At 59.9% G+C, this 24,475-nt stretch carries 25 protein-coding genes; 6 read left to right on the top strand and 19 right to left on the bottom strand.

The features are described from left to right. Positions 1–115: 115 nt before the first annotated feature. The 9 genes from KFS80_RS11035 to ubiE form a co-directional block, all read right to left on the bottom strand. Positions 116–823 (bottom strand): 16S rRNA (uracil(1498)-N(3))-methyltransferase, encoded by a 708-nt coding sequence (locus tag KFS80_RS11035; protein WP_212544811.1) that lies wholly within the window; start codon positions 821–823, stop codon positions 116–118. Beyond that, on the bottom strand, positions 820–1,611 hold the full coding sequence (tatC, locus tag KFS80_RS11040; protein WP_008080622.1) for a twin-arginine translocase subunit TatC: 792 nt from the start codon (positions 1,609–1,611) through the stop codon (positions 820–822). Before tatC ends, KFS80_RS11035 begins: the two co-directional genes overlap by 4 nt. Then, complete coding sequence (tatB, locus tag KFS80_RS11045) at positions 1,608–2,063, bottom strand: Sec-independent protein translocase protein TatB (protein WP_212544812.1); 456 nt, start codon at positions 2,061–2,063, stop codon at positions 1,608–1,610. Before tatB ends, tatC begins: the two co-directional genes overlap by 4 nt. Positions 2,064–2,073: 10 nt before the next feature. After that, on the bottom strand, positions 2,074–2,355 hold the full coding sequence (locus KFS80_RS11050; RefSeq protein WP_003220847.1) for a twin-arginine translocase TatA/TatE family subunit: 282 nt from the start codon (positions 2,353–2,355) through the stop codon (positions 2,074–2,076). Positions 2,356–2,380: 25 nt separating this feature from the next. Beyond that, positions 2,381–2,713 carry a phosphoribosyl-ATP diphosphatase gene (locus KFS80_RS11055; protein ID WP_007909355.1) on the bottom strand — a complete coding sequence of 111 codons (333 nt, stop codon included), beginning with the start codon at positions 2,711–2,713 and terminating at the stop codon, positions 2,381–2,383. Next, a complete protein-coding gene (gene hisI, locus KFS80_RS11060; protein ID WP_212544813.1) occupies positions 2,706–3,107 on the bottom strand; it encodes a phosphoribosyl-AMP cyclohydrolase in 402 nt (133 codons plus the stop codon). Before hisI ends, KFS80_RS11055 begins: the two co-directional genes overlap by 8 nt. A 114-nt stretch (positions 3,108–3,221) precedes the next feature. Continuing rightward, positions 3,222–4,826, bottom strand: coding sequence for a ubiquinone biosynthesis regulatory protein kinase UbiB (ubiB, locus tag KFS80_RS11065; protein WP_212544814.1), 1,605 nt, complete (start codon positions 4,824–4,826; stop codon positions 3,222–3,224). Continuing rightward, on the bottom strand, positions 4,823–5,446 hold the full coding sequence (locus tag KFS80_RS11070; protein WP_064117077.1) for a ubiquinone biosynthesis accessory factor UbiJ: 624 nt from the start codon (positions 5,444–5,446) through the stop codon (positions 4,823–4,825). Before KFS80_RS11070 ends, ubiB begins: the two co-directional genes overlap by 4 nt. Next, the gene (gene ubiE / locus KFS80_RS11075; RefSeq protein ID WP_008080626.1) at positions 5,446–6,216 is read right to left on the bottom strand and encodes a bifunctional demethylmenaquinone methyltransferase/2-methoxy-6-polyprenyl-1,4-benzoquinol methylase UbiE; all 771 of its coding nucleotides are present in this window, start codon (positions 6,214–6,216) and stop codon (positions 5,446–5,448) included. The genes KFS80_RS11070 and ubiE overlap by 1 nt, the downstream gene beginning before the upstream one ends. Positions 6,217–6,382: 166 nt before the next feature. Here ubiE and KFS80_RS11080 point away from each other — a divergent pair, with 166 nt between their 5' ends. The 3 genes from KFS80_RS11080 (at position 6,383) to KFS80_RS11090 (ending at position 8,190) form a co-directional block, all read left to right on the top strand. Continuing rightward, positions 6,383–6,658 (top strand): polyhydroxyalkanoic acid system family protein, encoded by a 276-nt coding sequence (locus KFS80_RS11080; RefSeq protein WP_038360037.1) that lies wholly within the window; start codon positions 6,383–6,385, stop codon positions 6,656–6,658. A 145-nt stretch (positions 6,659–6,803) separates the two neighbouring features. Next, the gene (locus KFS80_RS11085) at positions 6,804–7,226 is read left to right on the top strand and encodes a phasin family protein (RefSeq protein ID WP_212544815.1); all 423 of its coding nucleotides are present in this window, start codon (positions 6,804–6,806) and stop codon (positions 7,224–7,226) included. A gap of 10 nt (positions 7,227–7,236) precedes the next feature. Then, positions 7,237–8,190 (top strand): phasin family protein, encoded by a 954-nt coding sequence (locus KFS80_RS11090; protein WP_212544816.1) that lies wholly within the window; start codon positions 7,237–7,239, stop codon positions 8,188–8,190. Between the two features lie 259 nt (positions 8,191–8,449). Here the strand turns inward: KFS80_RS11090 and KFS80_RS11095 are convergent, their stop codons facing one another. From KFS80_RS11095 to KFS80_RS11140, 10 genes are all read right to left on the bottom strand, one after another. Further along, positions 8,450–9,070, bottom strand: a complete 621-nt coding sequence (locus KFS80_RS11095; RefSeq protein WP_038360043.1) for a TetR/AcrR family transcriptional regulator — start codon at positions 9,068–9,070, stop codon at positions 8,450–8,452. 30 nt (positions 9,071–9,100) lie between these two features. After that, positions 9,101–10,783, bottom strand: coding sequence for a class II poly(R)-hydroxyalkanoic acid synthase (gene phaC, locus KFS80_RS11100; RefSeq protein ID WP_053116635.1), 1,683 nt, complete (start codon positions 10,781–10,783; stop codon positions 9,101–9,103). A 138-nt stretch (positions 10,784–10,921) separates the two neighbouring features. After that, positions 10,922–11,776 carry a poly(3-hydroxyalkanoate) depolymerase gene (gene phaZ / locus KFS80_RS11105; protein ID WP_007909378.1) on the bottom strand — a complete coding sequence of 285 codons (855 nt, stop codon included), beginning with the start codon at positions 11,774–11,776 and terminating at the stop codon, positions 10,922–10,924. Between the two features lie 225 nt (positions 11,777–12,001). Continuing rightward, positions 12,002–13,681 carry a class II poly(R)-hydroxyalkanoic acid synthase gene (phaC, locus tag KFS80_RS11110; RefSeq protein WP_212544817.1) on the bottom strand — a complete coding sequence of 560 codons (1,680 nt, stop codon included), beginning with the start codon at positions 13,679–13,681 and terminating at the stop codon, positions 12,002–12,004. A gap of 258 nt (positions 13,682–13,939) precedes the next feature. Further along, a complete protein-coding gene (locus KFS80_RS11115) occupies positions 13,940–14,317 on the bottom strand; it encodes a gamma-butyrobetaine hydroxylase family protein (protein WP_159811617.1) in 378 nt (125 codons plus the stop codon). A 125-nt stretch (positions 14,318–14,442) separates the two neighbouring features. Next, the gene (gene hslU / locus KFS80_RS11120; protein ID WP_053116639.1) at positions 14,443–15,780 is read right to left on the bottom strand and encodes an HslU--HslV peptidase ATPase subunit; all 1,338 of its coding nucleotides are present in this window, start codon (positions 15,778–15,780) and stop codon (positions 14,443–14,445) included. 54 nt (positions 15,781–15,834) lie between these two features. Continuing rightward, positions 15,835–16,365 carry an ATP-dependent protease subunit HslV gene (gene hslV, locus KFS80_RS11125; RefSeq protein ID WP_016984593.1) on the bottom strand — a complete coding sequence of 177 codons (531 nt, stop codon included), beginning with the start codon at positions 16,363–16,365 and terminating at the stop codon, positions 15,835–15,837. A gap of 232 nt (positions 16,366–16,597) precedes the next feature. Then, complete coding sequence (locus tag KFS80_RS11130) at positions 16,598–17,302, bottom strand: SPOR domain-containing protein (RefSeq protein WP_159811618.1); 705 nt, start codon at positions 17,300–17,302, stop codon at positions 16,598–16,600. 1 nt (position 17,303) lies between these two features. After that, entirely contained in the window at positions 17,304–19,040 is a 1,737-nt protein-coding gene (argS, locus tag KFS80_RS11135; RefSeq protein ID WP_212544818.1) for an arginine--tRNA ligase, read from the bottom strand. A gap of 213 nt (positions 19,041–19,253) precedes the next feature. Next, positions 19,254–21,473 carry a primosomal protein N' gene (locus KFS80_RS11140; protein ID WP_053116642.1) on the bottom strand — a complete coding sequence of 740 codons (2,220 nt, stop codon included), beginning with the start codon at positions 21,471–21,473 and terminating at the stop codon, positions 19,254–19,256. 287 nt (positions 21,474–21,760) lie between these two features. Here KFS80_RS11140 and rpmE point away from each other — a divergent pair, with 287 nt between their 5' ends. The 3 genes from rpmE to KFS80_RS11155 all read left to right on the top strand — a co-directional run bounded on the left by rpmE (position 21,761) and on the right by KFS80_RS11155 (position 24,255). Continuing rightward, entirely contained in the window at positions 21,761–21,988 is a 228-nt protein-coding gene (gene rpmE, locus KFS80_RS11145) for a 50S ribosomal protein L31 (protein ID WP_053116643.1), read from the top strand. A gap of 14 nt (positions 21,989–22,002) precedes the next feature. Continuing rightward, positions 22,003–22,803, top strand: a complete 801-nt coding sequence (locus KFS80_RS11150) for a thermonuclease family protein (protein ID WP_212544819.1) — start codon at positions 22,003–22,005, stop codon at positions 22,801–22,803. Between the two features lie 183 nt (positions 22,804–22,986). Beyond that, positions 22,987–24,255: a malic enzyme-like NAD(P)-binding protein gene (locus KFS80_RS11155; protein WP_212544820.1), complete on the top strand. Its 1,269-nt coding sequence runs from the start codon at positions 22,987–22,989 to the stop codon at positions 24,253–24,255. The last annotated feature ends 220 nt before the right edge of the window (positions 24,256–24,475 follow it).

The raw sequence follows: 24,475 nt of genomic DNA on the forward strand, positions 1-24,475 counted from the left end.
GATCTGTAGGAGCTGTCGAGTGAAACGAGGCTGCGATCTTTTGATCTTGCTTATAAAAAAACAACATCAAAAGATCGCAGCCTTCGGCAGCTCCTACACGGGGCGCGGTGTTCGTTTAGAACAGGCGGGCAAGGAGGGCGGTGACGGCGGTTTCTACGCGCAGGATGCGCTCGCCCAGTTGCACCGGTTGCAGGCCGGACTTGGCCAGCAGGTCGATCTCGTAGGGAATCCAGCCGCCTTCAGGGCCGATGGCGAGGGTGACTGGTTCGCTGAGGGCGCGCGGGCACGGCGGATAGTTGCCGGGATGACCGACCAGACCGAGCGTGCCCTCAGTAATGGCGGGCAGGCGATCTTCAACGAACGGCTTGAAGCGTTTCTCGATGACGATCTCCGGCAATACCGTATCGCGCGCCTGTTCGAGGCCGAGGATCAGTTGTTCACGGATAGCCGCCGGCTCAAGAAACGGCGTCTGCCAGAAGCTCTTCTCGACCCTATAGCTGTTGACCAGAATCACCTTCGCCACGCCCATGGTCGCCACGGTCTGAAACACCCGGCGGAGCATTTTCGGACGCGGCAGCGCCAGCACGAGGGTTAGCGGCAATTTCGCCGGTGGCGGCTGATCGAGGGTGACGCGCAGTTCGGCTTCATCCGCTTCCAGTCGCAGCAATTCAGCCGAGCCCATCAACCCGTCAATGCGCCCGACGCGCAGGCTGTCACCGACTTCCGAACGGTGAACTTCCTGCATGTGCGTCAGGCGTCGATCACGCAGCACCACACGCTCGGCCGCAATGAAATCGGCTTCTTCGAGCAACAGCAGGTTCATGCCTGGGTCGCTGGCGGCTGGTCGTTGTGGTCGTCGGCCGGGGTTTCTTCCGGGCGTTCGCGCTTGCTGATCAAACCACCGAACAGGATGCCGATTTCGAACAGCATCCACATCGGCACGGCCAGCAGGGTCTGCGAGAAGATGTCCGGTGGCGTCAGGATCATGCCGACCACGAAGCAGCCGATGATCACGTACGGGCGGATTTTCTTCAGGTATTTGACGTCGACCACGCCGATCCACACCAGCAGCACCACGGCCACCGGAATCTCGAATGCCACGCCGAAGGCGAAGAACAGCGTCATGACGAAATCGAGGTAACTGGCGATGTCGGTCATCATTTCCACGCCTGCCGGAGTGGCGGCGGCGAAGAACTTGAAGATCAGCGGGAACACGAAGTAATAGGCGAACGCCATGCCGGTGTAGAACAGCAGGATGCTCGACACCAGCAACGGCACCGCGATGCGCTTCTCATGCTTGTACAGGCCCGGCGCGATAAAGCCCCAGATCTGATGCAGGATCACTGGGATCGCGAGGAACAGCGAGACCATCATCGTCAGTTTCAGCGGCGTCAGGAACGGCGACGACACGTCAGTGGCGATCATCGTCGCGCCGACCGGCAGGTACTGGCGCAGCGGCGTCGAGACGAAGGTGTAGATCTGCTGGGTGAAGGCGAACAGCCCGGCGAAGATGATGAAGATCGCCGCCACACAACGCAGCAGGCGGGTGCGCAACTCGGTGAGGTGCGAAACCAGCGGCATGTGCTGGTCGTTTTCGGGGAGATCGCTCATGGGGCTCGCGGCGGCAGAGTAGGGTCGTGAGGCGCTGGTGTGATCGGCGCGGCGGTTGGAGCTACGTGTTCGACCGAAGTTTCTGCGGCAACGGGCACGGGTTCTGTCGGCGCCACAACGGCGGCGGGCACAGGTGTCGGAGCAGGCGCAGTCGGCGCATGAATTGTCTGCTGACCCACATGCTCAACCGACGTCGGCTCTTGCTGAACCGGGTTGAAAATCTTCCGCGCCTCTTGCTCCAGCGACAGAATATGCTCGTTGTGCAGTTGCCGACGGATCTCGTCGGCACCGATTTCACGTTCAACTTCCTGTTTGATCGCGTTGAAGCTGCGCTTCAGCCGTCCGACCCACAGGCCAGCGGTGCGCGCAGCGCCCGGCAGACGCTCGGGGCCCAGCACCAGCAGGGCGACGAGGCCGACGAGCAGCAGTTCAGAGAAGCTGATACCAAACATTAGTCAGTGCTCACACGTCTTTGCGGATCGGCTCTTCGACTTTCTGCGCCTGCACGTCAATGGTGTGCGGCGGGTTGGCCTGAGCGGTGGCTTGCGGCTGTACCGGTGGTACCGGTTGCGCAGGCGTCACGGTTGGATCAGCGGCAGGTTTTTCGTCGTCGTTCATGGCTTTGCGGAAGCCTTTGATCGACTCGCCAACGTCGGTGCCGAGGTTTTTCAGTTTCTTGGTGCCGAACACCAACACCACGACTACCAGAATGACGATCCAGTGTTTCCAGTCAAAAATGCCCATGTTGCTGTTCCTCTCAAAAAATTGTTCAGGCGGACGGACGCGAGGCTTTCTCGACGTGTCCGGACAGACCGAAGCGACGATCCAGTTCATCGAGCACAGCCTGCGGATGCTGCCCCAGTTGGGCGAGCATGACCATGCTGTGGAACCACAGGTCGGCGGTCTCGTAGATCACATCGCTGCAGTCGCCGCTGATGGCGGCGTCTTTGGCGGCAATAATGGTTTCGACCGACTCTTCGCCGACTTTCTCCAGAATTTTGTTCAAACCCTTGTGATACAGACTAGCTACATATGAGCTGTCGGCAGCTGCGCCTTTGCGCTCTTCGAGCACTTCGGCCAGGCGGGTCAGGGTGTCACTCATGTTTGTGTCCTGCGGAATAGATGGCGTGCGGGTCTTTGAGAACCGGATCGACGGTTTTCCAGTCGCCGTTTTCGAAGACACGATAAAAACAGCTTTGACGGCCGGTATGGCAAGCGATGTCGCCGATCTGTTCAACCATCAGGATGATCACGTCGGCGTCACAGTCCAGACGCATTTCATGCAGGGTCTGCACATGACCGGACTCTTCGCCCTTGCGCCACAGCTTGCCACGGGAGCGTGACCAGTAGATGGCACGGTGTTCCGCAGCGGTCAGTTCGAGCGCTTCGCGGTTCATCCAGGCCATCATCAATACACGTCCGGTCTTGTGATCCTGGGCAATCGCCGGCACCAGGCCATCAGCGTCCCATTTGATCTCGTCCAGCCAGTTTTTCATCTTCAATTCCTGACAGAAGCAGCTTCGAGTTGCGAGCTTCACGCTGCAAGTAAAAGCAGTTGCGGTGTGCTTGTAGCTTCAAGCTTGCAGCTTATAACTTGCAGCTGATTCGTGCTATCGGCGAACGACCAGATACAAGCCGACTGCCACCATGATTCCGGCTGGCCAGTGCCCCAATTCGTTTAGCGGGCCACCGATGGCGAGGATCACCCCGCCGGCCAGATGCGCGCAACCGAGCAGGCGCAGGAGCCAGTCGTCCTTGCGTTTATGCCACGGCGGCGGCGGGTCGTAGGCGTGCGGCTGGGACATGCGTTCGAGCAGATCGCGGGCCATATTCGCCAGATGCGGCAACTGTTCGAACTGGCTCTGCACGTTGCCGAGCAAGGCTTTCGGGCTGACGCGCTCGCGCATCCAGCGCTCGAGGAATGGCTGCGCGGTGTTCCACAGATCCAGATCCGGATACAGCTGACGGCCGAGGCCTTCGATGTTCAGCAGGGTCTTTTGCAGGAGCACGAGTTGCGGCTGCACTTCCATGTTGAAACGGCGTGCGGTCTGGAACAGGCGCATCAGCACCTGGCCAAATGAAATATCTTTTAACGGTTTTTCGAAGATCGGTTCGCACACGGTACGGATTGCCGCTTCGAATTCGTTGAGTTTGGTTTCTGCCGGCACCCAGCCCGAATCGATGTGCAATTGCGCCACACGCCGGTAGTCACGCTTGAAGAAAGCGAACAGGTTGCGCGCCAGATAATCCTGGTCTTCCGGGGTCAGGCTGCCGACGATGCCGCAGTCGATCGCGATGTATTGCGGGCTCCACGGATTGACGGTGCTGACGAAGATGTTGCCCGGGTGCATGTCGGCGTGGAAGAAACTGTCGCGGAACACTTGGGTGAAGAAGATCTCCACGCCGCGTTCGGCGAGCATTTTCATGTCGGTGCGTTGATCGGCGAGGGTCGCCAGATCCGTCACCTGAATGCCGTAGATGCGCTCCATCACCAGCACTTTCGGCCGGCACCAGTCCCAATAGACTTGCGGCACGTATAGCAGCGGCGAACCTTCGAAGTTGCGCTTTAATTGGCTGGCGTTGGCCGCCTCGCGCAGCAGGTCGAGTTCGTCATAAATGGTTTTTTCGTAGTCCTGCACCACGTCGACCGGGTGCAGCAGACGCGCGTCGGCCGAGAGCTTTTCAGCGGCGCGGGCGAGGATGAACAGCCACGCCAGATCCTGCGCAATGATCGGTCTCAGGCCCGGGCGGATCACTTTAACCACCACTTCTTCGCCGGTTTTCAACTGCGCGGCATGCACCTGCGCCACCGAGGCCGAGGCCAGCGGTTCGACGTCGAAACGGCTGAACACGTCGCTGATTTTCTTGCCGAGCTGTTCTTCGATCAGCTTGATCGACAGCTGCGAATCGAACGGCGGCACGCGATCCTGCAAGCGCATCAGCTCATCGGCGATGTCTTCCGGCAGCAGGTCGCGGCGGGTCGAGAGAATCTGCCCGAACTTGATGAAAATCGGCCCGAGATCCTGCAACGCCAGACGCAAACGCGCGCCCCGGCTCAGATCCAGCGGCTTGCGCGGGAACCAGCGCCACGGCAGCACATAGCGCAGCGCGAGGAGGAACCAGGGCAGCGGCAGATCGAACAGCAGGTCATCGAGACGGTAGCGGATCACGACGCGCTGGATGCGCAACAGACGGCGGACGGCAAGCAGCTTCATGCGTTATCGCTTGGGTCGAGGGATCGGGAAAGGCGCTCGAAGCGCGCCTCGAGACGTTCCAGATCAAGTTTGATCCGGTCCAGTTCACTGAACCGCGCTTCGGCTTCGCGCTGCCCGACGAGGGTGCGCGATTCTTCAGCGAGGTATTCGGCGAGGTTCTGGTTGAGGCTGGCAAATCCTTGTTGATACCAGCGCGCGCGGCTGCGCAAGTGACCGCCAATCAATTGCGTGGCGACCGGGCCGAGCCAGCGCGAGAGTTCGTACTCCCAGTCCAGCTCAAGGTCTTGCAGCACGCCGGCCAGCTCCAGCAGCACGCCGCTGTCGCCATCGAGTTCGACTTCCGGGGCGTGCAGCACCGCGGTCTTGTCTTTGCTCACGGCCAGTTTGATCAGGCTCGAAGCCGGCGCACGCAGGGTGCAGTCGACACCGGTTTCCCAGTGCGAGGCCAGCATCAGACCTTCGTCGCTCGGCAAAATGAACAGTTGCAGCGCCGGGCTGCGGCAGTCGACGGCAATCACTTTGCCGGTCAAATGCGCCAGCCGCGGCAGCGCCGTGCTGTCGAGACGCAGCACCCGGTTGAGGCCGAGTTCAACGCTGGCGAGCAGCCCGGTAAGTAACATCAGGGCTTGATGCCACGGTGCAGGGCGACGATGCCTGCGGTCATGTTGTGATAGGTCACGCGGTCGAAACCGGCGTCGACCATCATCGACTTCAGGGTTTCCTGATTCGGGTGCATGCGGATCGATTCGGCCAGGTAGCGATAGCTTTCCGAGTCGTTGGTGATCAGCTTGCCCATCAGCGGCATGAAGGCGAACGAGTAGGCGTCGTAGGCTTTCGACATCAGCGCGTTGGTCGGCTTGGAGAATTCCAGCACCAACAGGCGACCGCCAGGCTTGAGCACGCGCAGCATCGAACGCAGCGCGTCTTCTTTGTGCGTCACGTTGCGCAGGCCGAAGGCGATGGTCACGCAGTCGAAATGGTTGTCCGGGAACGGCAGCTTTTCCGCGTCCGCCTGAACAAATTCGACGTTGCCGGCGACACCCAGATCCAGCAGGCGGTCACGACCGACCTTGAGCATGGATTCGTTGATGTCAGCCAAAACGACCTGACCGGTCGGGCCGACCAGGTGCGAGAATTTTTTGGTCAGGTCACCGGTACCGCCGGCGATGTCCAGCACGCGGTTACCGCTGCGCACGCCCGACAGTTCGATCGCGAAACGCTTCCACAAACGGTGCATGCCGCCCGACAGAAGGTCGTTCATCAGGTCGTACTTGGCGGCTACCGAGTGGAAAACCTCAGCGACTTTTTCCGCTTTCTGGCTTTCCGGAACGTTTTTGAAGCCGAAGTGAGTGGTGGGTTCGGCATCGCTGCCTTTGCGCTGATCAGTCATATCGCTGTCACCAAAAGAGAATGCGCGACATTCTAATCCCCAAGCCATGCTTTGTCTTGGAATGGCTAAAGGTAAGATGGGCAACCTTCGGGACGATTTGCCGCAGCGGCGGTCAAGATTTACCGACACACATTTTTCGCCCCATTCAAAAAGCAGGAGTCAATCAATGGCCAAAATCACTGTTGAGCGTGCCCACAACCTGGGTAAGGAAGCCGCCCGCGAGAAGGCCGACAAGCTGGCGCAAAAACTCTCCGATCAATATGGCCTGGAGCCGCAATGGTCGGGCGACACCCTGAACCTCAAACGCTCAGGCGTGAAAGGCGCGGTGCATGTGGCGGACGATTCGATCAAGGTCGACGTCGAGCTGGGCCTGATGATGTCGGCCATGAGCGGCATGATCAAAGCCGAAATCGAAAAAGCCCTCGATAAAGCGCTGGTCTGAACATCAAAAGATCGCAGCCTTCGTTCAGGCAACACCGATTTATGTCAGTTGTTAGGGTGCCGTTTCTAATTTTTCTACCTACTTTGTGCCTGAGCCCGACACTTTCGCGGGCAGTTCCTCAAACCTTCTGCGCGTGAGGTGCACCATGGCCAAAGTAATTTTGAAGAAAAAAATCGACGCTTCGACAACCGCTCTGAGCGACGTCAAATCCTATGCCCGCAAGATCTGGCTGGCAGGCCTGGGTGCCTACGCCAAGGTCGGCCAAGAGGGCAGCGACTACTTTCAAGAGCTGATCAAAGCTGGTCAAGCTGTTGAAAAGAAAGGCAAAAAAGCCGTCACCGAAAAACTCGAAGCGGCCAACGCCGAGATCGATGAAGCGAAGGGCGAAGTGAGTTCTTTCAAAGGTCGCGTCGAAGTTCAGCTCGACAAGGTCGAGAAGGCGTTCGACTCCCGTGTCGCAAGCGCCTTGAATCGTATCGGCATTCCGTCTAAACATGACGTTGAGACACTCTCTGCTAAGCTCGATGAGCTGACGGCATTGCTCGAACGCGTCGCGCGTAAATCTTAAGGAGAACGGGATGGCTGGTAAAAAGAACACCGATAAAGAAGGCAGCTCGTGGATCGGGAAAGTCGAAGACTACTCCCGCAAAATCTGGCTGGCTGGTTTAGGCGTGTACTCGAAGATCGACACTGACGGCAGCAAGCTCTTCGATACATTGGTCAAAGACGGCGAGAAAGCCGAGAAGCTCACCAAGTCTGCAGTCGGCAAAAAAGTCGATGCCGCCAAGGATTCCGCTTCGTCGGCCAAGTCGCGCATCAGCGGCGTGAAAGATCGCGCACTGGGCAAGTGGGACGAGCTGGAAGGGGCTTTCGACAAGCGCCTGAACAGCGCGATTTCGCGCCTGGGCGTACCGAGCCGCAATGAAGTCAAAGCGCTCAACAGCAAGGTCGACACACTGACCAAGCAGATCGAAAAACTCACCGGTCTGAAAGCTCAGCCTGTGGCGGCGAAAACGGCTGCGGCAAAACCTGCTGCTAAAACGGCAGCGGCCAAACCTGCTGCTAAAACCGCGGCCAAGCCACTGGTAAAAGCCGCGGCTAAACCTGCAGCAAAAGCAGCGGCCAAGCCGGCAGCGAAAGCTAAGGCCGCCGCTAAACCGGCTGCAAAAACTGCCGCCGCCAAGCCTGCCGCTAAAGCAGCTGCCAAACCGGTTGCCGCTAAGGCCGCTGCGAAACCAGCCGCTAAACCTGCGACAAAAGCAGCAGCCAAACCGGCCGCCAAGCCAGCAGCGAAAACCGCTGCCGCTAAACCGGCTGCCAAGCCTGCGGCCAAACCGGCAGCAGCGAAAAAACCCGCAGTGAAAAAACCGGCCGCGCCGAAAGCCGCAGCGCCGAAGCCAGCAGCACCTGCTGCAGCCAAACCTGCCACCCCGGCAGCTCCGGTAAGCGCGTCGAACTCCGCCGCCGCACCGACTCCAGTGGCAAACCCGACTGCCGCATCGACCCCGTCGACGCCAACCAGTCAGTCCTGATTTTTTCAGGGCAAAACAAAACGCCCGGCCTGTGAAGGTCGGGCGTTTTTGTTTGTGGCGTTTTTGAAGCTGACCCTCACCCCAGCCCTCTCCCGGAGGGAGAGGGGGCCGACCGAGGTGTCTCAAGCTATACGCCGACCTGAAAGACCTTATCGATTATGGATTCGGCAAAACAGCCGCAGGTCGGCGTACATCTCAAACATCCCCCAATCAGTCCCCTCTCCCTCCGGGAGAGGGCTAGGGTGAGGGGCTTTTGATTTCAGTCATGATCTTCAAGGTATTGCAGGGCCATACGTTCGGTGGCGACCTTCACCGGCGGCAGCAGGTGCGGTGCCACCAACATCATGATCTGGTACACGACCAACCGCACCTCACCCTCACGATCCAGAATCCGCTGATAATCCAGCGAAAACAGCAGCGTCATGGTGATCTGCTCCACCAACTGCCCCAACGCCTGGGTATCACTGACCAACTGCCCCGCCGCCTTCAACCGCGCCAGCAACGAAGCCAGCGTGCGCTTCAGCGCGTTGAGCAGATGACGTATCCCCTTGGCCAGTTTCGGCAACCGGCCCGCCAGGTTCGACAAGTCCTGAAACAGGAACCGATACTGCGCCAACCGCTCCACAATCAAATGCAAAAACAGCCAGTAATCCTCCGGTGCCAGTTCCACATCCGATGGAGGATCAAGCAGCGGCGCCAGTTCATTCTGGAAGCGTTCGAACAGCCCGAGAATCAGCGGTTCCTTGCCGTGGAAGTGGTAGTAGAGGTTGCCCGGACTGATGCCCATTTCGTTGGCAACTTCCATGGTGGAGACGTTCGGCTCGCCCTTTTCGTTGAACAGTTGCAAAGCACATTCGAGAATCCGGTCGCGGGTTTTCATCCAGTCTTCTTAGAAAAGTTCGGTTAAGCGTCAGCGCACGCGCACGTAGGTACCGGGCGCTGCCTCCATCGGTGGATAGTTCGGGTTGCCGAGGGTGAACGAGGTTTCGTGCTGGGCGCCGGAGCGTTGCTGTATCCATTCCAGCCACTGCGGCCACCAGCTGCCGTCGACGTGTTTGGCGTCGTAGTACCAGGCGCGCGGGTCGCTGCTCATCTTGGCGTTCTCGACGTACGCGGCTTTCGGGTTGCTCGGCGGGTTGAGAATGCTCTGCACATGGCCGCTGTTGGACAGCACAAAGCGTCGGTCACCACCGAGCAGCAAGGTCGAGCGATACACCGCATCCCACGGCGTGATGTGGTCGTTCATGCCGGCGACGCTGAAGCTGTCGACGGTGACTTTCTGTAAGTCGATCGGCGTGCCGCACACCTCAAGTCCACCCGGGTGGGTCAACGGGTTGTGCTTGAAGAAGTCCAGCAAGTCACCGTGAAACGCGGCGGGCAGGCGGGTGTTGTCGTTGTTCCAGTAGAGAATGTCGAAGGCCGGCGGCTCTTTGCCCAACAGGTAGTTGTTGACGAAGTAGCTCCAGATCAAATCGTTGGGGCGCATCCACGCGAAGACCTTGGCCATGTCGCGGCCATCAAGCACGCCCTTTTGATACGAGCGACGCTTGGCCGCTTCGAGGGTCTGTTCATCGGCAAACAGCGTGGCCGAGGTCTCGATTTCGCTGTCGAGCAGGCTGACCAGATAGGTCGCACTGGAGACCCGGCGCAGCTGCCGCTTGGCCTGCAAATGTCCTTGCAGGGCGGCGATGGTCAGCCCGCCAGCGCAAGCGCCCATCAGATTGACTTCGCGGGCGCCGGTGATCGCCCGGCAAATATTCATCGCCTCTTCCACGGCTTCGACGTAGGTCGACAGGCCCCATTCGCGATGGCGCACGTCAGGGTTGCGCCAACTGATCATGAACGTCTGCAAACCGTTTTTCAGCGCGTACTGGACGAAGCTGTTCTGCGGGCTCAGGTCGAAAATGTAGTACTTGTTGATCTGCGGCGGCACCACCAATAGCGGCTTGGCGTACTGCTTTTCGCTCATCGGTTTGTACTGGATCAGCTCAAGCATCTCGTTGCGAAACACCACCGAGCCGGTAGTGGTCGCGACGGTTTTGCCGACTTCAAAAGCTTGCTTGGTCACTTGCCGTGGCAAGCCGTCGTTGTGCAATAAGTCATCGAACAAATGACTGAGGCCGCGCACCAGACTGTGGCCGCCGGAGTTGAACAGCTCCTTCACTGCCAGCGGATTGAGCAAAGTGTTGGACGGCGCCACCGCGTCGTTGAGCAGGGTGAAGGCGAAGTGCGCGCGGGCGCGGTCTTCCGGGTTCATGTCGCTTTCGTCGATCCAGCTTTTGACCTGTTTCTGCCAGGCCAGATACGCCTGCAGGCTACGGCGGTAAAACGGGTTGAGGCTCCACGCCGGGTCAGCGAAACGGCTGTCGTTCGGATTGGTCGGGTGCAGGGTTTCACCGAGCAGGACGCGGCCCAACTGGCCGCCGAGCTTCAAGGCGTGTTTCGCGCTGTGCACCGGGTTACGCAAACCGTGGGCGGCCACGCTGCGCAGGGTCGAGAGCAAGTCGCGACCGCGCAATCCGGTGATCGCACTCTGTGCGTTGATGAACACGGCGGGGCTGGGCACCACGCCCGTCGCTGGTTTGTCGCGCATGACTCAACACTCCTTCGTCTTCAGGCCAAAAACACACTCACCGAACCAGAACACCATAGACGCTGTTACGGGTTGCTGCTTGCGTGGCGTCCTGCCACGAATTGCGGGTAAAGCCCTGCATAAAGCCTGCCGCTGACCTTAGCCGCCGAGCGGTGTCGGGTGCGGGTGCATCACGGCGCGCTGACGCTCCTCCTGGAGGAATTTCATGATGATCGGCGCCACGGCTTCGGCGCGGGTGATCAGGAACAGGTGGCCGTCATCGATGATGTGCAGCTGCGCGTTGGGAATGCGCCAGGCGAGCATGCGCATGTTGATCAGCGGGATCAGCGGATCGTCGTCGCCGGCCAGCACCAGCGTCGGCTGATGGATCTTGTGCAGCCAGTGAATGCTCGTCCAGCCGAGGCCGGCGAACAGTTGCCAGTAATAACCGAGCTTGCCCGCCGAACGCACTTTCGCCGCGTGGCTGGCGGCCAGGGTCGGGTCGCGGCGGAACGAGCCGCCATAGATCAGCGGTGCGATGCGGATCACGTGCGAGGGCTGAATGTAGCGCCGTGGGCTGGCCATCATCCACAGCACTTTCGGTTTGCCCGGCACCATCACCGCACCGGCAGCGGTCGCCGCCAGCACCAGTTTCTTGCAGCGCTCGGGGTAGTCGTAGGCGAATTGCTGCGCGAGCGCACCGCCCCACGACACGCCGATGACGTTGACCTGCCCGTAGTCGAGGTAATCGAGCATCCGCGCCGTCAGTTTGGCCAGACCGGGAAAACGGTACGGCCGATTAGGCGTCGAAGAGCCGCCGACACCGGGGACGTCGAAAGCGATCACTTCCAGATCCGGATCCAGCGCCGCGACAAACGGAAACACCAGCTCCAGGTTGGCGCCGATGCCGTTGAAAATCAGCAAGGGCGTCAAGTGAGGCTTGCCGGGGCGTACCGCCGTGCGGAGGGTCTGCCCATCCAGATCGACGGTACGGAATATGAACGGTTGCGGCATGCGTCAGGCCCTGTGGATTTCAAGTACACCCGTTCTCCTCTGTCGGCGTGAACCCTGTGGCGAAGGGATTTATCCCCGATCGGCTGCGCAGCAGTCGCAAAATCATCACGCGCGGTTTTTCAGAACTACCGCGTCAGCTGGTTTTGGGGCCGCTTCGCAGCCCATCGGGGATAAATCCCCTCACCACAGTTTCACCCCACAGTTCGGGGAAACGAGGTGTGTCAGTTACCGCTCGTGTACGTATGTGCCCGGCGAAGCTTCGCCCGCCGGATGTGCCTTGTTGCCCAGTTTCAGCGGGGCCTTTTTCAGGTTGCCCGAGCGCTCGGCCTGCCAGGCCTGCCAGTGCAGCCACCAGGAATCGGTATGCTTGGTCGAGTTCTCTTGCCAGTCATCGGCATTCGCGGCCATTTCTTCGCCGGTCATGTAGCGCGATTTCGGGTTGCCCGGCGGATTGAGGATGCTCTGGATGTGCCCGCTGCTCGACAGCACGAACTCCACCTTGCCACCGAACAACTGCGCCGACTTGTAGCAGGACTTCCACGGTGTGATGTGGTCGTTGGTGCCGGCCAGCGAGAAGATATCGGCGGTGACCTGCTTGAGGTCGATCGGCGTGCCGCACACTTCCAGTGCATTCGGGCGGATCAGTGGGTTGTTTTTGAACATCTCGATCAGGTCGCCGTGGAACGCCGCCGGCAACCGTGTGGTGTCGTTGTTCCAGAACAGGATGTCGAACACCGGTGGCTCGTTGCCGAGCAGGTAGTTGTTGACCCAGTAGTTCCAGATCAGGTCGTTCGGGCGCATCCACGCAAAGACCTTGGCCATGTCTTTACCTTCGAGCACGCCGGCCTGATACGAATGACGCTTGGCGGTCTCCAGGGTCTGCTCGTCGACAAACAGGGCGACGTCGCTGTCCAGCGTCGTGTCGAGCACGCTCACCAGCAGCGTAAGGGAGTTGACCTTCTTCTCGCCGATCGCCGCGTAGTGGCCGAGCAGGGCGGTGCAGGTGATGCCGCCGGAACAGGCGCCAAGCATGTTGATGTCTTTGCTGCCGGTAATTGCGGTGACCACGTCGACCGCTTCTTTCAGTGCATCGATGTACGTCGACAGGCCCCACTCGCGCTGCGCCTTGGTCGGGTTGCGCCAGCTGACGATAAACGTCTGCACGTTATTGCGCAGGCAGAACCGCGCCAGGCTCTTGTCCGGGCTGAGGTCGAATACGTAGAACTTGTTGATCTGTGGCGGCACCACCAGCAATGGACGCTCGTGGACTTGCTCGGTGATCGGCTTGTACTGGATCAGCTCCAGTACGTCGTTGCGAAACACCACCGCGCCTTCGGTCACGCCGAGGCTCTTGCCGACTTCGAATGCGCCCATGTTGACCTGGCTCGGCATGCCGCCGTTGTGTACCAGATCCTTGGCCAGATGCGAGAGGCCGTCGAGCAGGCTCTTGCCACCGGTTTCGAAGAAACGTTTGACCGCTGCGGGGTTGGCCGCCGAGTTAGTCGGGGCCATGGCTTCGGTCATCAGGTTGATGACGAAGTGGCCGCGCGCGATGTCTTTCGGTGAGAGGCTGCTGTCATCAATCCAGGAGTGGAGTTCCTTGCGCCACGCCAGATAGGTTTGCAGATAACGTTTGTAGAGCGGGTTCTGGCTCCACGCAGGATCGGCGAAGCGACGGTCATCGCCGGCCGGTTGCAGTTCGGATTTGCCGAACAACACGTTCTTCAGCTCAAGGCCGAAATGGGTGACGTGCTTGACGCTATGGATCGGTTGTTTGATGGCCTGTTTCAGCACCATACGAGCAGAGGCGAGCAGATCCTTTCCACGTAGCCCAACGACAGGATTAAGCCCCAAGGTGTTTTCCGAGGCTTGGTACTTCAAGTCATCGTTATTCTTGTTACTCATCTACGACGCTCCATTGTCCTGAGACGAGTACCCGGTTTTCTGCTGTGCAGTTCCACAGCCAATGCCAGGTACTACTGCTCGGGTGACCGTTAATTCTGCATAGCTGTTTTACAGTCGTAGTGCACTGCAGGGAACTTGCCAGCTCCATTGGTTACCCGAGTTTAATTTTTTTCGCAAGCGGGCCGATCCTCGGCCTCACAGCGGAGCATTCAAACAGATGAAGTTAGAAAATGCCCTCTAAAGAGCGCGAGGCTCGGACTAGAGCATCAGCTTGACGATCGACTCGTCGGGATCGCGGGTTTTTCCGGCAGCTTTGAGCTCGGCGAGATAATCGGCCCAGAGTGCGTCAAATCGTCGCCCCAGCTCGTAGAGGTATTCCCAGGTGAACAGACCACTGTCGTGACCGTCGTCGAAGGTCAGTTTCAGTGCGTACTGACCGGCCGGTTCTACTTTGCTCAGACCGACGTGAATCTTGCCGAATTGCAGAATCGGATTGCCGTGGCCTTGAACCTCGGCGGAGGGAGAATGCACGCGCAGAAATTCGGCGGGCAGGGTGTACTCCTCGCCGGACGCGTATTTGAGCGTCAGGGTTTTCGAGGCTTTGTGCAGTTTGATGTCGGTGGGGATAATAGTCATTGCAGGTCATCCGACTAGAGGAACACCCTGTAGGAGCTGCCGAAGGCTGCGATCTGTTGATCTTGTCTGTTAAAAATCAAAATCAAAAGATCGCAGCCTGCGGCAGCTCCTACAGGGAAGGTGACCTACAGGATATAACGGGACAGGTCTTCGTTCTCCGCCAATTCGCCGAGGTGGCTGTTGACGTATTCGGCGTCGATCAGAATCGGCTTCTCATCGTGGGTGCTGGCCATATCGCCGGCGCTGAACGACACCTCTTCGAGCAGACGCTCAAGCAGGGTGTGCAGGCGACGGGCACCGATGTTCTCGGTTTTCTCGTTGACCTGCCAGGCGATCTCGGCGATGCGCTTGATGCCTTCCGGCTGGAACTGAATGTTCAAACCTTCGGTTTTCAGCAGTGCGCAGTATTGCTCGGTGAGCGAGGCGTGCGGTTCGCTGAGGATGCGTTCGAAGTCCGACGGGCTCAGTGCTTTCAGTTCAACGCGGATCGGCAGGCGACCTTGCAGCTCAGGCACCAGATCGCTCGGCTTGCTCAGGTGGAACGCACCGGACGCGATGAACAGGATGTGGTCGGTTTTGACCATGCCCAGTTTGGTGTTGACGGTGCAGCCTTCGATCAGCGGCAGCAAGTCGCGCTGCACGCCTTCACGGGAGACATCGGCGCCGCCGACATTGCCACGCTTGGCGACTTTGTCGATTTCGTCGATGAACACGATGCCGTGCTGTTCAACCGCTTCCAGCGCTTTGGCTTTCAGCTCTTCTTCGTTGACCAGACGCCCGGCTTCTTCGTCACGCACCAGCTTCAGCGCTTCTTTGACCTTGAGCTTGCGCGACTTCTTCTTGCCCTTGCCCATGTTGGCGAACAACGACTGCAACTGGTTGGTCATTTCTTCCATGCCCGGTGGCGCGGAGATATCGACGCCGGCCACTTCGGCGACTTCGATTTCGATCTCCTTGTCATCCAGCTGACCTTCGCGCAGACGCTTGCGGAACAGCTGACGGGTGTTGGAATCGGAACTTGGCGCTTCTTCATTGCTGAAGCCCATGCGTGCCGGCGGCAGCAGCGCGTCGAGGATACGATCCTCGGCAGCGTCTTCGGCGCGGTGGCGCACGCGGGTCATTTCCTGCTCACGGAGCAACTTGAGCGCCGCGTCGGCCAGATCACGGATGATCGATTCGACGTCACGGCCGACGTAGCCGACTTCGGTGAACTTGGTCGCTTCGACTTTGATGAACGGCGCGTTGGCGAGTTTCGCCAGACGACGGGCGATCTCGGTTTTACCGACACCGGTCGGGCCGATCATCAGGATGTTCTTCGGGGTCACTTCAACGCGCAGCTCTTCAGGCAGCTGCATGCGGCGCCAGCGGTTGCGCAGGGCAATCGCGACGGCGCGTTTGGCATCGTCCTGGCCGATGATGTGACGGTTGAGTTCGTGGACGATTTCGCGGGGAGTCATGGACATAGTAGTTGACGGTCCTCAAGCAAAAACAAGCCGTGGCACTGGGCCGCGTCAGGCTTATTCAGCGAGATCCTGCTCCTCAATGGTCTGAGTGTGGTTGGTGAATACACAGATGTCGCCGGCGATACCGAGGGCGGTTTCGACGATTTCGCGAGCCGACAGGTCGGTCTTTTTCAGCAGGGCGCTGGCCGCAGCCTGTGCGTAGCCGCCGCCGGAACCCATGGCGATCAGGCCGTCTTCGGGTTCGACCACGTCACCGTTGCCGGTGATGATCAGGGAAGCGTCTTTGTTGGCAACCGCGAGCATCGCTTCGAGGCGGCTCAGGGAGCGGTCGGTGCGCCATTCTTTGGCAAGTTCGACCGCAGCGCGCACCAGATGGCCCTGATGTTTTTCAAGCTGGCCTTCGAAGCGTTCGAAGAGGGTAAAGGCGTCGGCGGTGGCACCGGCAAATCCGGCGATGACCTGGCCGTGGTACAGGCGACGAACTTTTTTCGCGTTGCCTTTCATCACGGTATTGCCGAGAGAAACCTGGCCGTCGCCGCCCATGACGACTTTGCCGTGACGGCGGACTGAAACGATGGTGGTCAAGGGAAGAGTCTCCACACAGCGGGGCGAAAGTGCCTTATGCCCATTCATATGGGGGTGCTGGAGAGGATTTCAACCTTAGTGCCGGAGAAGGGACGAGCGGTGACCAACTGTAGGAGCTGCCGAAGGCTGCGATCTTTTGATCCTGATCTGAAAGCAAAATCAAAAGATCGCAGCCTGCGGCAGCTCCTACAGGGGGGTTGCGTCGCCTGTGGGAGCGGTTTTCTACGGAGGGTCAGCGGCTTTGGCGTTGTTGTAACAACAGGTTGCTAAAACCGCTGCCCGCCAGTTGTTTCTGCGCTGTGGTCAGTTGTTCGCGGTTGCTGAACGGGCCGACCAGCACGCGGTACCAGGTTTCATCTTTCACCGTGCCCGATTCAACCGCGACCGCCTGGCCGAGCAGAATGATCTGCGCACGCACTTTGTCCGCGTCCGCCTCTTTGCGGAACGAACCGGCCTGGAGGAAGAACTTGGTCACGGGCGCCGCTTTCACCGGTGGCGCCGGTGGCGGGGTGATCCCGGCCAGCGCCGCCTGAGCACGCGCAGTGTCGATTTTCGCCGCTTCCGCCGGGGTCACCGGAGTGGTCGGCACTTGTGGCGTCGGCAGGGTTTTCTCCGGCACGGCGTCGGGCGGCACGATCACTTCCGATTCCGGCAGCAGGGTGTAGAAGTCGTACTTCGGTTTCACAGGCTGGGTCGGGCTCGGCGGGGTCTTGTTGGCCTCGGCGATCTTCGACGCTTTCTGCTGTTGGGCTTGCTCGACTTTCTCACGCTTGACCGTGTCGCTGCCCTTGCCCGGCTCCAGCTTCATCAGAAACACGATGAACGCGCCGACCGTCAGGCCGATGGCCATCCACAGCCAACCCGGAATCGGTTGCTTCGCAGGAGCTTGGTAACGGCTGGCGCCACGCTTGGGTGCAGGTTTTTTCTTGGCAGCCAACTTACATACGCTCCAGAGTTTCCAGACCCAACAGCTCCAGGCCTTGCTTGAGGGTGCGACCGGTCAGCGCGGCCAGACGCAGACGGCTCTGCATCTGGGCCGGCGTTTCGGCGGCGAGGATCGGGCAGTTCTCGTAGAAGCTGGAGAACAGACCGGCAACGTCATACAGATAAGTGCAGAGAATGTGCGGCGTGCCTTTGTCGGACACGTTGTTCAGCACTTCGCCGAACTGCGCCAGTTTCGCCGCCAGCTCTTGTTCGTGCTCGGCTTCGAGAACGATCTGGCCGTCGACTTCGCTGAAGTCCTTGCCCAGCTTGCGGAACACACCGGCGACGCGGGTGTAAGCGTAAAGCAGGTACGGCGCGGTGTTGCCTTCGAAGTTCAGCATCAGGTCGAAGTTGAAGCTGTAGTCGCTGGTGCGGTGCTTCGACAGGTCGGCGTATTTCACCGCGCCGATGCCGACGACTTTGGCGATGTTGCGCAGTTCGTCTTCGGCCAGTGTCGGGTTCTTCTCTTTAACCAGGTTGTAGGCACGTTCCTGCGCTTCGGTCAGCAGGTCGATCAGCTTCACGGTGCCGCCGTCACGGGTCTTGAACGGACGGCCATCGGCGCCGTTCATGGTGCCGAAGCCCATGTGTTCCATCTCCATCGGATGGGTTACAAAACCGGCCTTGCGCGCCACGGCGAACACTTGCTGGAAGTGCAGGGCCTGACGCTGATCGACGAAGTACAGCGCGCGATCGGCTTTCAGTTTGCCGCTGCGGTAGCGCACGGCCGCCAAGTCAGTGGTGGCATACAGGTAACCGCCGTCAGCCTTGACGATGATCACCGGCAGCGGGTCGCCATCGGCATTTTTGAATTCGTCGAGGAACACGCACTGGGCGCCGTTGCTCTCGACCAGCATGCCAGCGGCTTTCAGGTCGTTGACCACGTTGATCAGGTCGTCGTTGTAGGCGCTTTCGCCCATCACGTCGGCCATGGTCAGTTTGACGTTGAGCAGTTCGTAGATTTTCTGGCAGTGCGACAGCGAGATGTCCTTGAACTTCGTCCACAGCGCCAGGCAATCAGCATCGCCGGCCTGCAGCTTGACCACCAGGCCACGGGCGCGGTCGGCGAATTCTTCGGATTCATCGAAACGTTGTTTGGCGGCGCGGTAGAAGTTTTCCAGATCCGACAGCTCGTCGCTGGTGATCGGGTTTTCCTGCAGATACGCCATCAGCATGCCGAACTGGGTGCCCCAGTCGCCGACGTGGTTCTGACGGATCACTTCATCGCCGAGGAATTCGAGGACGCGGGCCACGCCGTCGCCAATGATGGTCGAACGCAAGTGGCCGACGTGCATCTCTTTGGCCAGATTCGGTGCCGACAGGTCGACCACGGTGCGCTGCGCCGGGCCGGCCTTGCGCACGCCAACATGGGCATCAGCCAAGGCAGCGTCGAGACGCGAGGCCAAAGCCTGAGTGTTCTGGAAGAAGTTGATGAAGCCCGGGCCAGCGATTTCGGCTTTGGTGACGTTTTCGTCAGCCGGCAGCGCGGCGATGATTTTTTCCGCCAGATCGCGCGGCTTCATGCCCGCAGGCTTGGCCAGCATCATCGCGATGTTGCTGGCGAAATCGCCGTGGGTTTTGTCACGGGCGTTCTCCACCTGAATCGCCGGCGACAGGCCTTCAGGCAACACACCTTCGTTGACGAGTTGGGTGAGGGCTTGTTGGATCAGCTGGCGAATGGTGTCTTTCATGGTCTTCTCTTTCGACCGCAAGCGCGGCGGCGCATCGATGCGCGGGTGGAAAAACTGGGCATTATCCGTTGCGAAGACGGGCTTGCCAACCTTAGCAGGCAGGATGTGGATATGTGGTGACATTAAAAGCAAAAGATCGCAGCCTGCGGCAGCTCCTACACGGGGATCTGGGTTTTCCTGTAGGAGCTGCCGAAGGCTGCGATCTTTTGATCTTCAATACAAATCGACGGGATCGACATCCAAGGACCAACGCACCGCCCGCCCGCTCGGCATCTGCTCCAGCGCCAACAGCCAACTGGTCAACAATCGGTGCAATGGCGCCCGCGCCGACGCCTGCAACAACAGCTGCGCACGATAACGCCCGGCCCGTCGCTCCATCGGCGCCGGCACCGGCCCGAGCAGTTCAATCCCGCTCAGATTCTGCTCCGCCAGCAAGCGCTCCGCCTCGCTGCACGCCTCATCGAGAAACCCTTCCGCCTGCCCCGGTTTGTGTGCCTCAGCGCGCAACAGCGCCAGATGCGCAAATGGCGGCAGCCCGGCCGCACGACGTTCGCTCAAAGCCTGCTCGGCAAAGGCGAAATAACCCTGCTCGGTGAGTTGCACCAATAAAGGATGGTCGGCCAGATGCGTCTGAATGATCACCTTGCCCGGCTCTTCCGCTCGCCCGGCGCGCCCGGCCACTTGAACAATCAACTGCGCCATGCGCTCGCTGGCGCGGAAGTCGCCGGAGAACAGCCCGCCGTCGGCATCCAGAATCGACACCAGCGTCACCCGTGGAAAGTGGTGACCCTTGGCGAGCATCTGTGTGCCGACCAGAATGCACGGCTGGCCCTTCTGAATCGTCGCGAACAGCTGATTCATCGCGTCCTTGCGCGAGGTGCTGTCGCGGTCGACGCGCAGCACCGGATAGTCGGGAAACAGAATCGCCAGCCGTTCCTCGGCGCGCTCGGTGCCGGCGCCCACCGGACGCAAATCGACCTTGTTGCACTTCGGACACTGGCGCGGCGTGCGCTCGACGTAGCCGCAATGGTGGCAGCGCAACTCGCCATAACGCTGATGCACGGTCATCCGTGCATCACAACGCGAACACTCGGACATCCAGCCGCAATCGTGGCACAGCAGCGTCGGCGCAAAGCCGCGACGGTTGAGGAACACCAGCACCTGCTGGCCGTTGGCGAGGGTCTGGCCGATGGCTTGTTGCATCGGCCCGGAAATCCCGCTGTCGAGTGGACGGCTTTTTACATCCAAGCGTAGGAAACGTGGCTGCTTGGCGCCACCGGCACGCTCATTCAGGCGTAGGAGGCCGTAACGTCCGGTGTAGGCGTTGTGCAGACTTTCCAGCGAAGGCGTGGCGGAGCCGAGCACGATCGGGATGTTTTCCTGCCGCGCACGCACCAGCGCCAGATCGCGGGCGTGGTAGCGCAAACCTTCCTGCTGTTTATAGGAGCCGTCATGTTCTTCATCAATGATGATCAGGCCGGGATTTTTCATCGGCGTGAACAGCGCCGAACGGGTGCCGATAATAATGTCGGCCTCGCCATCACGGGCGGCGAGCCAGGCTTCGAGGCGCTCGCGATCATTGACCGCCGAGTGCAACAGGGCGATGCGCGCGTTGAAGCGTTGCTCGAAGCGCGCCAGGGTCTGCGGGCCGAGGTTGATCTCCGGGATCAGCACCAGTGCCTGCTTGCCGGCTTCGAGGGTTTCGCGGATCAACTGTAAATAGACTTCGGTCTTGCCGCTGCCGGTGACGCCGGCCAGCAGGAAGGCGTGATAACTGTCGAAACCGGCGCGAATCGCTTCGTACGCGGCGCGTTGCTCGCTGTTCAGCGGCAGCTCCGGTTGCGCCAGCCAATGTTCATGGCGCAAGCCCGGTGCATGGCGGCGGATCTCGACTTGCACCAGACCTTTGGCCAGCAGCAGGTCGAGGCTGTCTTTGCTCAGCATCAGTTTGCTCAGCAACTGATGCGCGACGCCGTGCGGGTGCTGGGCCAATGTGGCGAGCGCCTCACGCTGACGCGGCGCGCGGGCGATACGCGGATCATCAAGGCTGGCACCGGGGGCGGCTGACCAGAAACGTTCCTGACGCGCCTCGGCCAGTTCGCCCTGACGCAACAGCACCGGCAGCGCCCAGCTCAAGGTGTCGCCGAGGCTGTGCTGATAATACTGCGACGTCCACAGGCACAGCTTGAACAGCGCTGGCGGTAGCGGCGGCGTCGTGTCGAGCAGGGCCAGCGCCGGTTTGAGTTTCTCCACCGGCACTTCGCTGGTGTCGGTGACTTCGACCAGAATCCCGATCATTTCGCGTCGACCGAACGGCACGCGCAAACGCATGCCCGGCTGCAATTGCTCGCGCAGCACGCCGGCCGGCGCTCGATAATCGAACAGGCGGCGCAGGGGCGAAGGCAAAGCGAGGCGCAGAATGGCGTCGGGCACGCGGGGGGATCTCTATCAACACAAAAAGAAGGCTGAGCGCAGATCAATTGTGGGAGCGGGCTTGCTCGCGAATGCGGCGTGTCAGGCGCTAAATCATTGACTGGCACAACGCATTCGCGAGCAAGCCCGCTCCCACAGGGGAATGCGTTCAAGGTCGGGAGCCTAGCAGACGGTCGGTCTCGGTGACAGCTTGCGTGATTTAAAAGGTCTGGTAGAATCCGCGGCCTAATTACGTGCGGTATTCAACAATAGTGTTGGATGGCGGCACGCAGCCTGAGGAAGACATCATGAAAGCTGATATTCATCCAACATACGAAGTCACCGCAGTTACCTGCAGCTGTGGCAACAAGTTCGAAACTCGTTCGAACCTGGCCAAGCCTCTGGCGATCGACGTTTGCAACGAATGCCACCCGTTCTACACCGGTAAGCAAAAGACTCTGGACACTGGCGGCCGCGTTCAGCGCTTCGCAGACCGTTTCGGTGCTTTCGGCAAGAAGCCTGCTGCTGCAGAGTAAAGTTGAAAGGCCCGATGGGCTTTTCCTCATTGCTGAAAAAGGCGTCCCTTGTGGGCGCCTTTTTTGTGTCTGCGATTTGGCTGTCCGCCGCGCAGGCGTTCTGCCCCACCCCCGTAGGGCTGACCCGCGTCACGGTGCAGCACGTGGTCGATGGCGACACCGTGCGCCTGAGCGACGGGCGCAGTGTGCGGATGATCGGCCTCAATACACCTGAGCTGGGAAAGCAGGGCCGCAGTGACGAGCCGTTCGCGGTGGCGGCGCGCAAACGTCTGGAATCATTAGTGGCCGACAGCAATGGCCAGCTCGGTTTGCGCCTCGGCAAGCAGGCGAAAGACCACTACGGCCGCACGCTCGCACACCTCTACAGCGCCAGCGGCGCCAATCTTGAAGCGCAGATGCTCGCCGATGGCCTCGGCTTTCAGGTCGCGGTCGCGCCGAATATCGATTTAGTCACGTGTCAGCAAGCCGCCGAGCGCAGTGCGCGACAGGCTGGCCGGGGTCTCTGGCGGCAGTCGCCGGTGCTGAAAGCGGCGCAGATCCAGCGTTCAGGTTTCGCCGTGGTCAGTGGCCGTGTGAGCAAGGTTCAGCGCAATCGTGGCGGAACCTGGATCGAGTTGCAGGGTGCGCTTGTATTGCGCGTTGCCCCCAATCTGGTCGGACAATTCGACAATGCTCGGTTGCAGGCGTTGAAGGGCAAGCAGATCGAGGCGCGCGGCTGGATTGTTGATCGATCACGGCGCGGCGGCTTGAAACAAGATCAGCCACGTTGGCTACTTCCGCTGACAGATCCTGCAATGTTGCAAAGCGCTCGCTGAAATAAAATTGTAGACATTTTTTCTGTCGATTGTGAACAGTCCAGCCCTTGTGCGCCGTGGCTCTTGGCCCAAAGTCGTAGGGCAGGGCGCTTGACAGGGGTGACCGCTCAGTCTTGTGGGGACTTTGCGAGGCGCGTATCCTCGCTGACCAGTCTGTCCAACAGTAAAAAGCGGAATGCCAAAATGTCTGATCTGAAAACTGCCGCTCTCGAATATCATGCCAATCCTCGTCCAGGGAAGCTGAGTGTCGAGCTCACCAAGGCCACTGCTACCGCTCGCGACTTGTCGCTGGCTTATAGCCCCGGCGTAGCTGAACCAGTGCGTGAGATCGCTCGCGATCCTGAACTGGCCTACAAATACACCGGCAAGGGCAACCTGGTTGCAGTCATTTCCGATGGCACCGCGATTCTCGGCCTGGGTAACCTCGGCCCGTTGGCGTCCAAGCCAGTGATGGAAGGTAAAGGCGTGCTGTTCAAGCGCTTCGCCGGCATCGACGTATTCGACATCGAAGTCGACTCCGAAAGCCCGCAAGCCTTCATCGACACCGTAAAACGCATCTCCATCACTTTCGGTGGCATCAACCTGGAAGACATCAAGGCACCAGAGTGCTTTGAGATCGAACGTGCTCTGATTGAGCAGTGCGACATTCCGGTATTCCACGATGACCAGCACGGCACCGCGATCGTGACCGCTGCCGGCATGATCAACGCCCTGGAAATCGCTGGTAAAACTCTGGCTGATGCCAAGATCGTTTGCCTGGGCGCCGGCGCTGCCGCCATCTCCTGCATGAAGTTGCTGGTGAGCATGGGCGCTCGCATTGAAAACATCTTCATGGTTGACCGTACCGGCGTGATCCACTCCGGCCGTGACGACCTGAACCAGTACAAAGCGGTATTCGCTCACGCCACCGAGAAGCGCAGCCTGGCTGACGCTCTGCAAGGCGCTGACGTGTTCGTTGGCCTGTCCGGCCCGAACCTGCTGAGCCCTGAAGGCCTGCTGTCGATGGCGGCCAACCCGATCGTGTTCGCGTGCTCGAACCCGGATCCGGAAATCTCCCCGGAACTGGCACACGCCACCCGTAACGACGTGATCATGGCCACCGGCCGTTCGGACTACCCGAACCAGGTCAACAACGTTTTGGGCTTCCCGTTCATCTTCCGTGGTGCCCTGGACGTTCGCGCCAAGCGCATCAACGAAGAAATGAAAGTGGCTGCGGCCAACGCCCTGCGTGAACTGGCCAAACTGCCAGTGCCACAGGACGTGTGCGATGCCTACGGCGGTGCTCCGCTGGAATTCGGTCGTGAGTACATCATTCCGAAGCCAATGGACAAGCGCCTGATCACCCTGATCTCCGACGCTGTGGCCAAGGCTGCTATCGAGACTGGTGTGGCAACCCTGCCGTATCCGAAGAACTACCCGCTGAAAAGCGTGGATGACGTGTTCAACGGCTAAGCCGTTGTAACGCTTCAACCGAAAGCCCCGGCTCGTGAGAGTCGGGGCTTTTTATTGTCTGGAGATCAAGGGCTCCCTCACCCTAGCCCTCTCCCGGAGGGAGAGGGGACCGATTGGGGGATGCTGGGGAGTGACGCCGACATGAAAGTGTTGTGTTGAATCCATAGGCGCTGATGCACTTTCAGGTCGGTGTATCTCGTGAATTTTCCACGGTCAGTCC

It is taken from the genome of Pseudomonas rustica (assembly GCF_018336155.1).
In the GTDB taxonomy this organism is placed as follows: Bacteria; Pseudomonadota; Gammaproteobacteria; order Pseudomonadales; family Pseudomonadaceae; genus Aquipseudomonas; species Aquipseudomonas rustica.

Bases quoted from the DNA above. Each gene is read 5' to 3' on its own strand.
- KFS80_RS11085 (WP_212544815.1), top strand. From the start codon at position 6,804: ATGGCCAAAGTAATTTTGAAGAAAAAAATCGACGCTTCGACAACCGCT.
- KFS80_RS11155 (WP_212544820.1), top strand. From the start codon at position 22,987: ATGTCTGATCTGAAAACTGCCGCTCTCGAATATCATGCCAATCCTCGT.
- KFS80_RS11050 (WP_003220847.1), bottom strand. From the start codon at position 2,355: ATGGGCATTTTTGACTGGAAACACTGGATCGTCATTCTGGTAGTCGTG.
- KFS80_RS11095 (WP_038360043.1), bottom strand. From the start codon at position 9,070: ATGAAAACCCGCGACCGGATTCTCGAATGTGCTTTGCAACTGTTCAAC.
- KFS80_RS11035 (WP_212544811.1), bottom strand. From the start codon at position 823: ATGAACCTGCTGTTGCTCGAAGAAGCCGATTTCATTGCGGCCGAGCGT.
- KFS80_RS11090 (WP_212544816.1), top strand. From the start codon at position 7,237: ATGGCTGGTAAAAAGAACACCGATAAAGAAGGCAGCTCGTGGATCGGG.
- rpmE (WP_053116643.1), top strand. From the start codon at position 21,761: ATGAAAGCTGATATTCATCCAACATACGAAGTCACCGCAGTTACCTGC.
- ubiB (WP_212544814.1), bottom strand. From the start codon at position 4,826: ATGAAGCTGCTTGCCGTCCGCCGTCTGTTGCGCATCCAGCGCGTCGTG.
- phaC (WP_053116635.1), bottom strand. From the start codon at position 10,783: ATGCGCGACAAACCAGCGACGGGCGTGGTGCCCAGCCCCGCCGTGTTC.
- hslU (WP_053116639.1), bottom strand. From the start codon at position 15,780: ATGTCCATGACTCCCCGCGAAATCGTCCACGAACTCAACCGTCACATC.
- KFS80_RS11150 (WP_212544819.1), top strand. From the start codon at position 22,003: ATGGGCTTTTCCTCATTGCTGAAAAAGGCGTCCCTTGTGGGCGCCTTT.
- KFS80_RS11070 (WP_064117077.1), bottom strand. From the start codon at position 5,446: ATGTTACTTACCGGGCTGCTCGCCAGCGTTGAACTCGGCCTCAACCGG.
- tatC (WP_008080622.1), bottom strand. From the start codon at position 1,611: ATGAGCGATCTCCCCGAAAACGACCAGCACATGCCGCTGGTTTCGCAC.
- KFS80_RS11055 (WP_007909355.1), bottom strand. From the start codon at position 2,713: ATGAGTGACACCCTGACCCGCCTGGCCGAAGTGCTCGAAGAGCGCAAA.
- KFS80_RS11115 (WP_159811617.1), bottom strand. From the start codon at position 14,317: ATGACTATTATCCCCACCGACATCAAACTGCACAAAGCCTCGAAAACC.
- tatB (WP_212544812.1), bottom strand. From the start codon at position 2,063: ATGTTTGGTATCAGCTTCTCTGAACTGCTGCTCGTCGGCCTCGTCGCC.
- argS (WP_212544818.1), bottom strand. From the start codon at position 19,040: ATGAAAGACACCATTCGCCAGCTGATCCAACAAGCCCTCACCCAACTC.
- phaZ (WP_007909378.1), bottom strand. From the start codon at position 11,776: ATGCCGCAACCGTTCATATTCCGTACCGTCGATCTGGATGGGCAGACC.
- ubiE (WP_008080626.1), bottom strand. From the start codon at position 6,216: ATGACTGATCAGCGCAAAGGCAGCGATGCCGAACCCACCACTCACTTC.
- hisI (WP_212544813.1), bottom strand. From the start codon at position 3,107: ATGAAAAACTGGCTGGACGAGATCAAATGGGACGCTGATGGCCTGGTG.
- KFS80_RS11080 (WP_038360037.1), top strand. From the start codon at position 6,383: ATGGCCAAAATCACTGTTGAGCGTGCCCACAACCTGGGTAAGGAAGCC.
- phaC (WP_212544817.1), bottom strand. From the start codon at position 13,681: ATGAGTAACAAGAATAACGATGACTTGAAGTACCAAGCCTCGGAAAAC.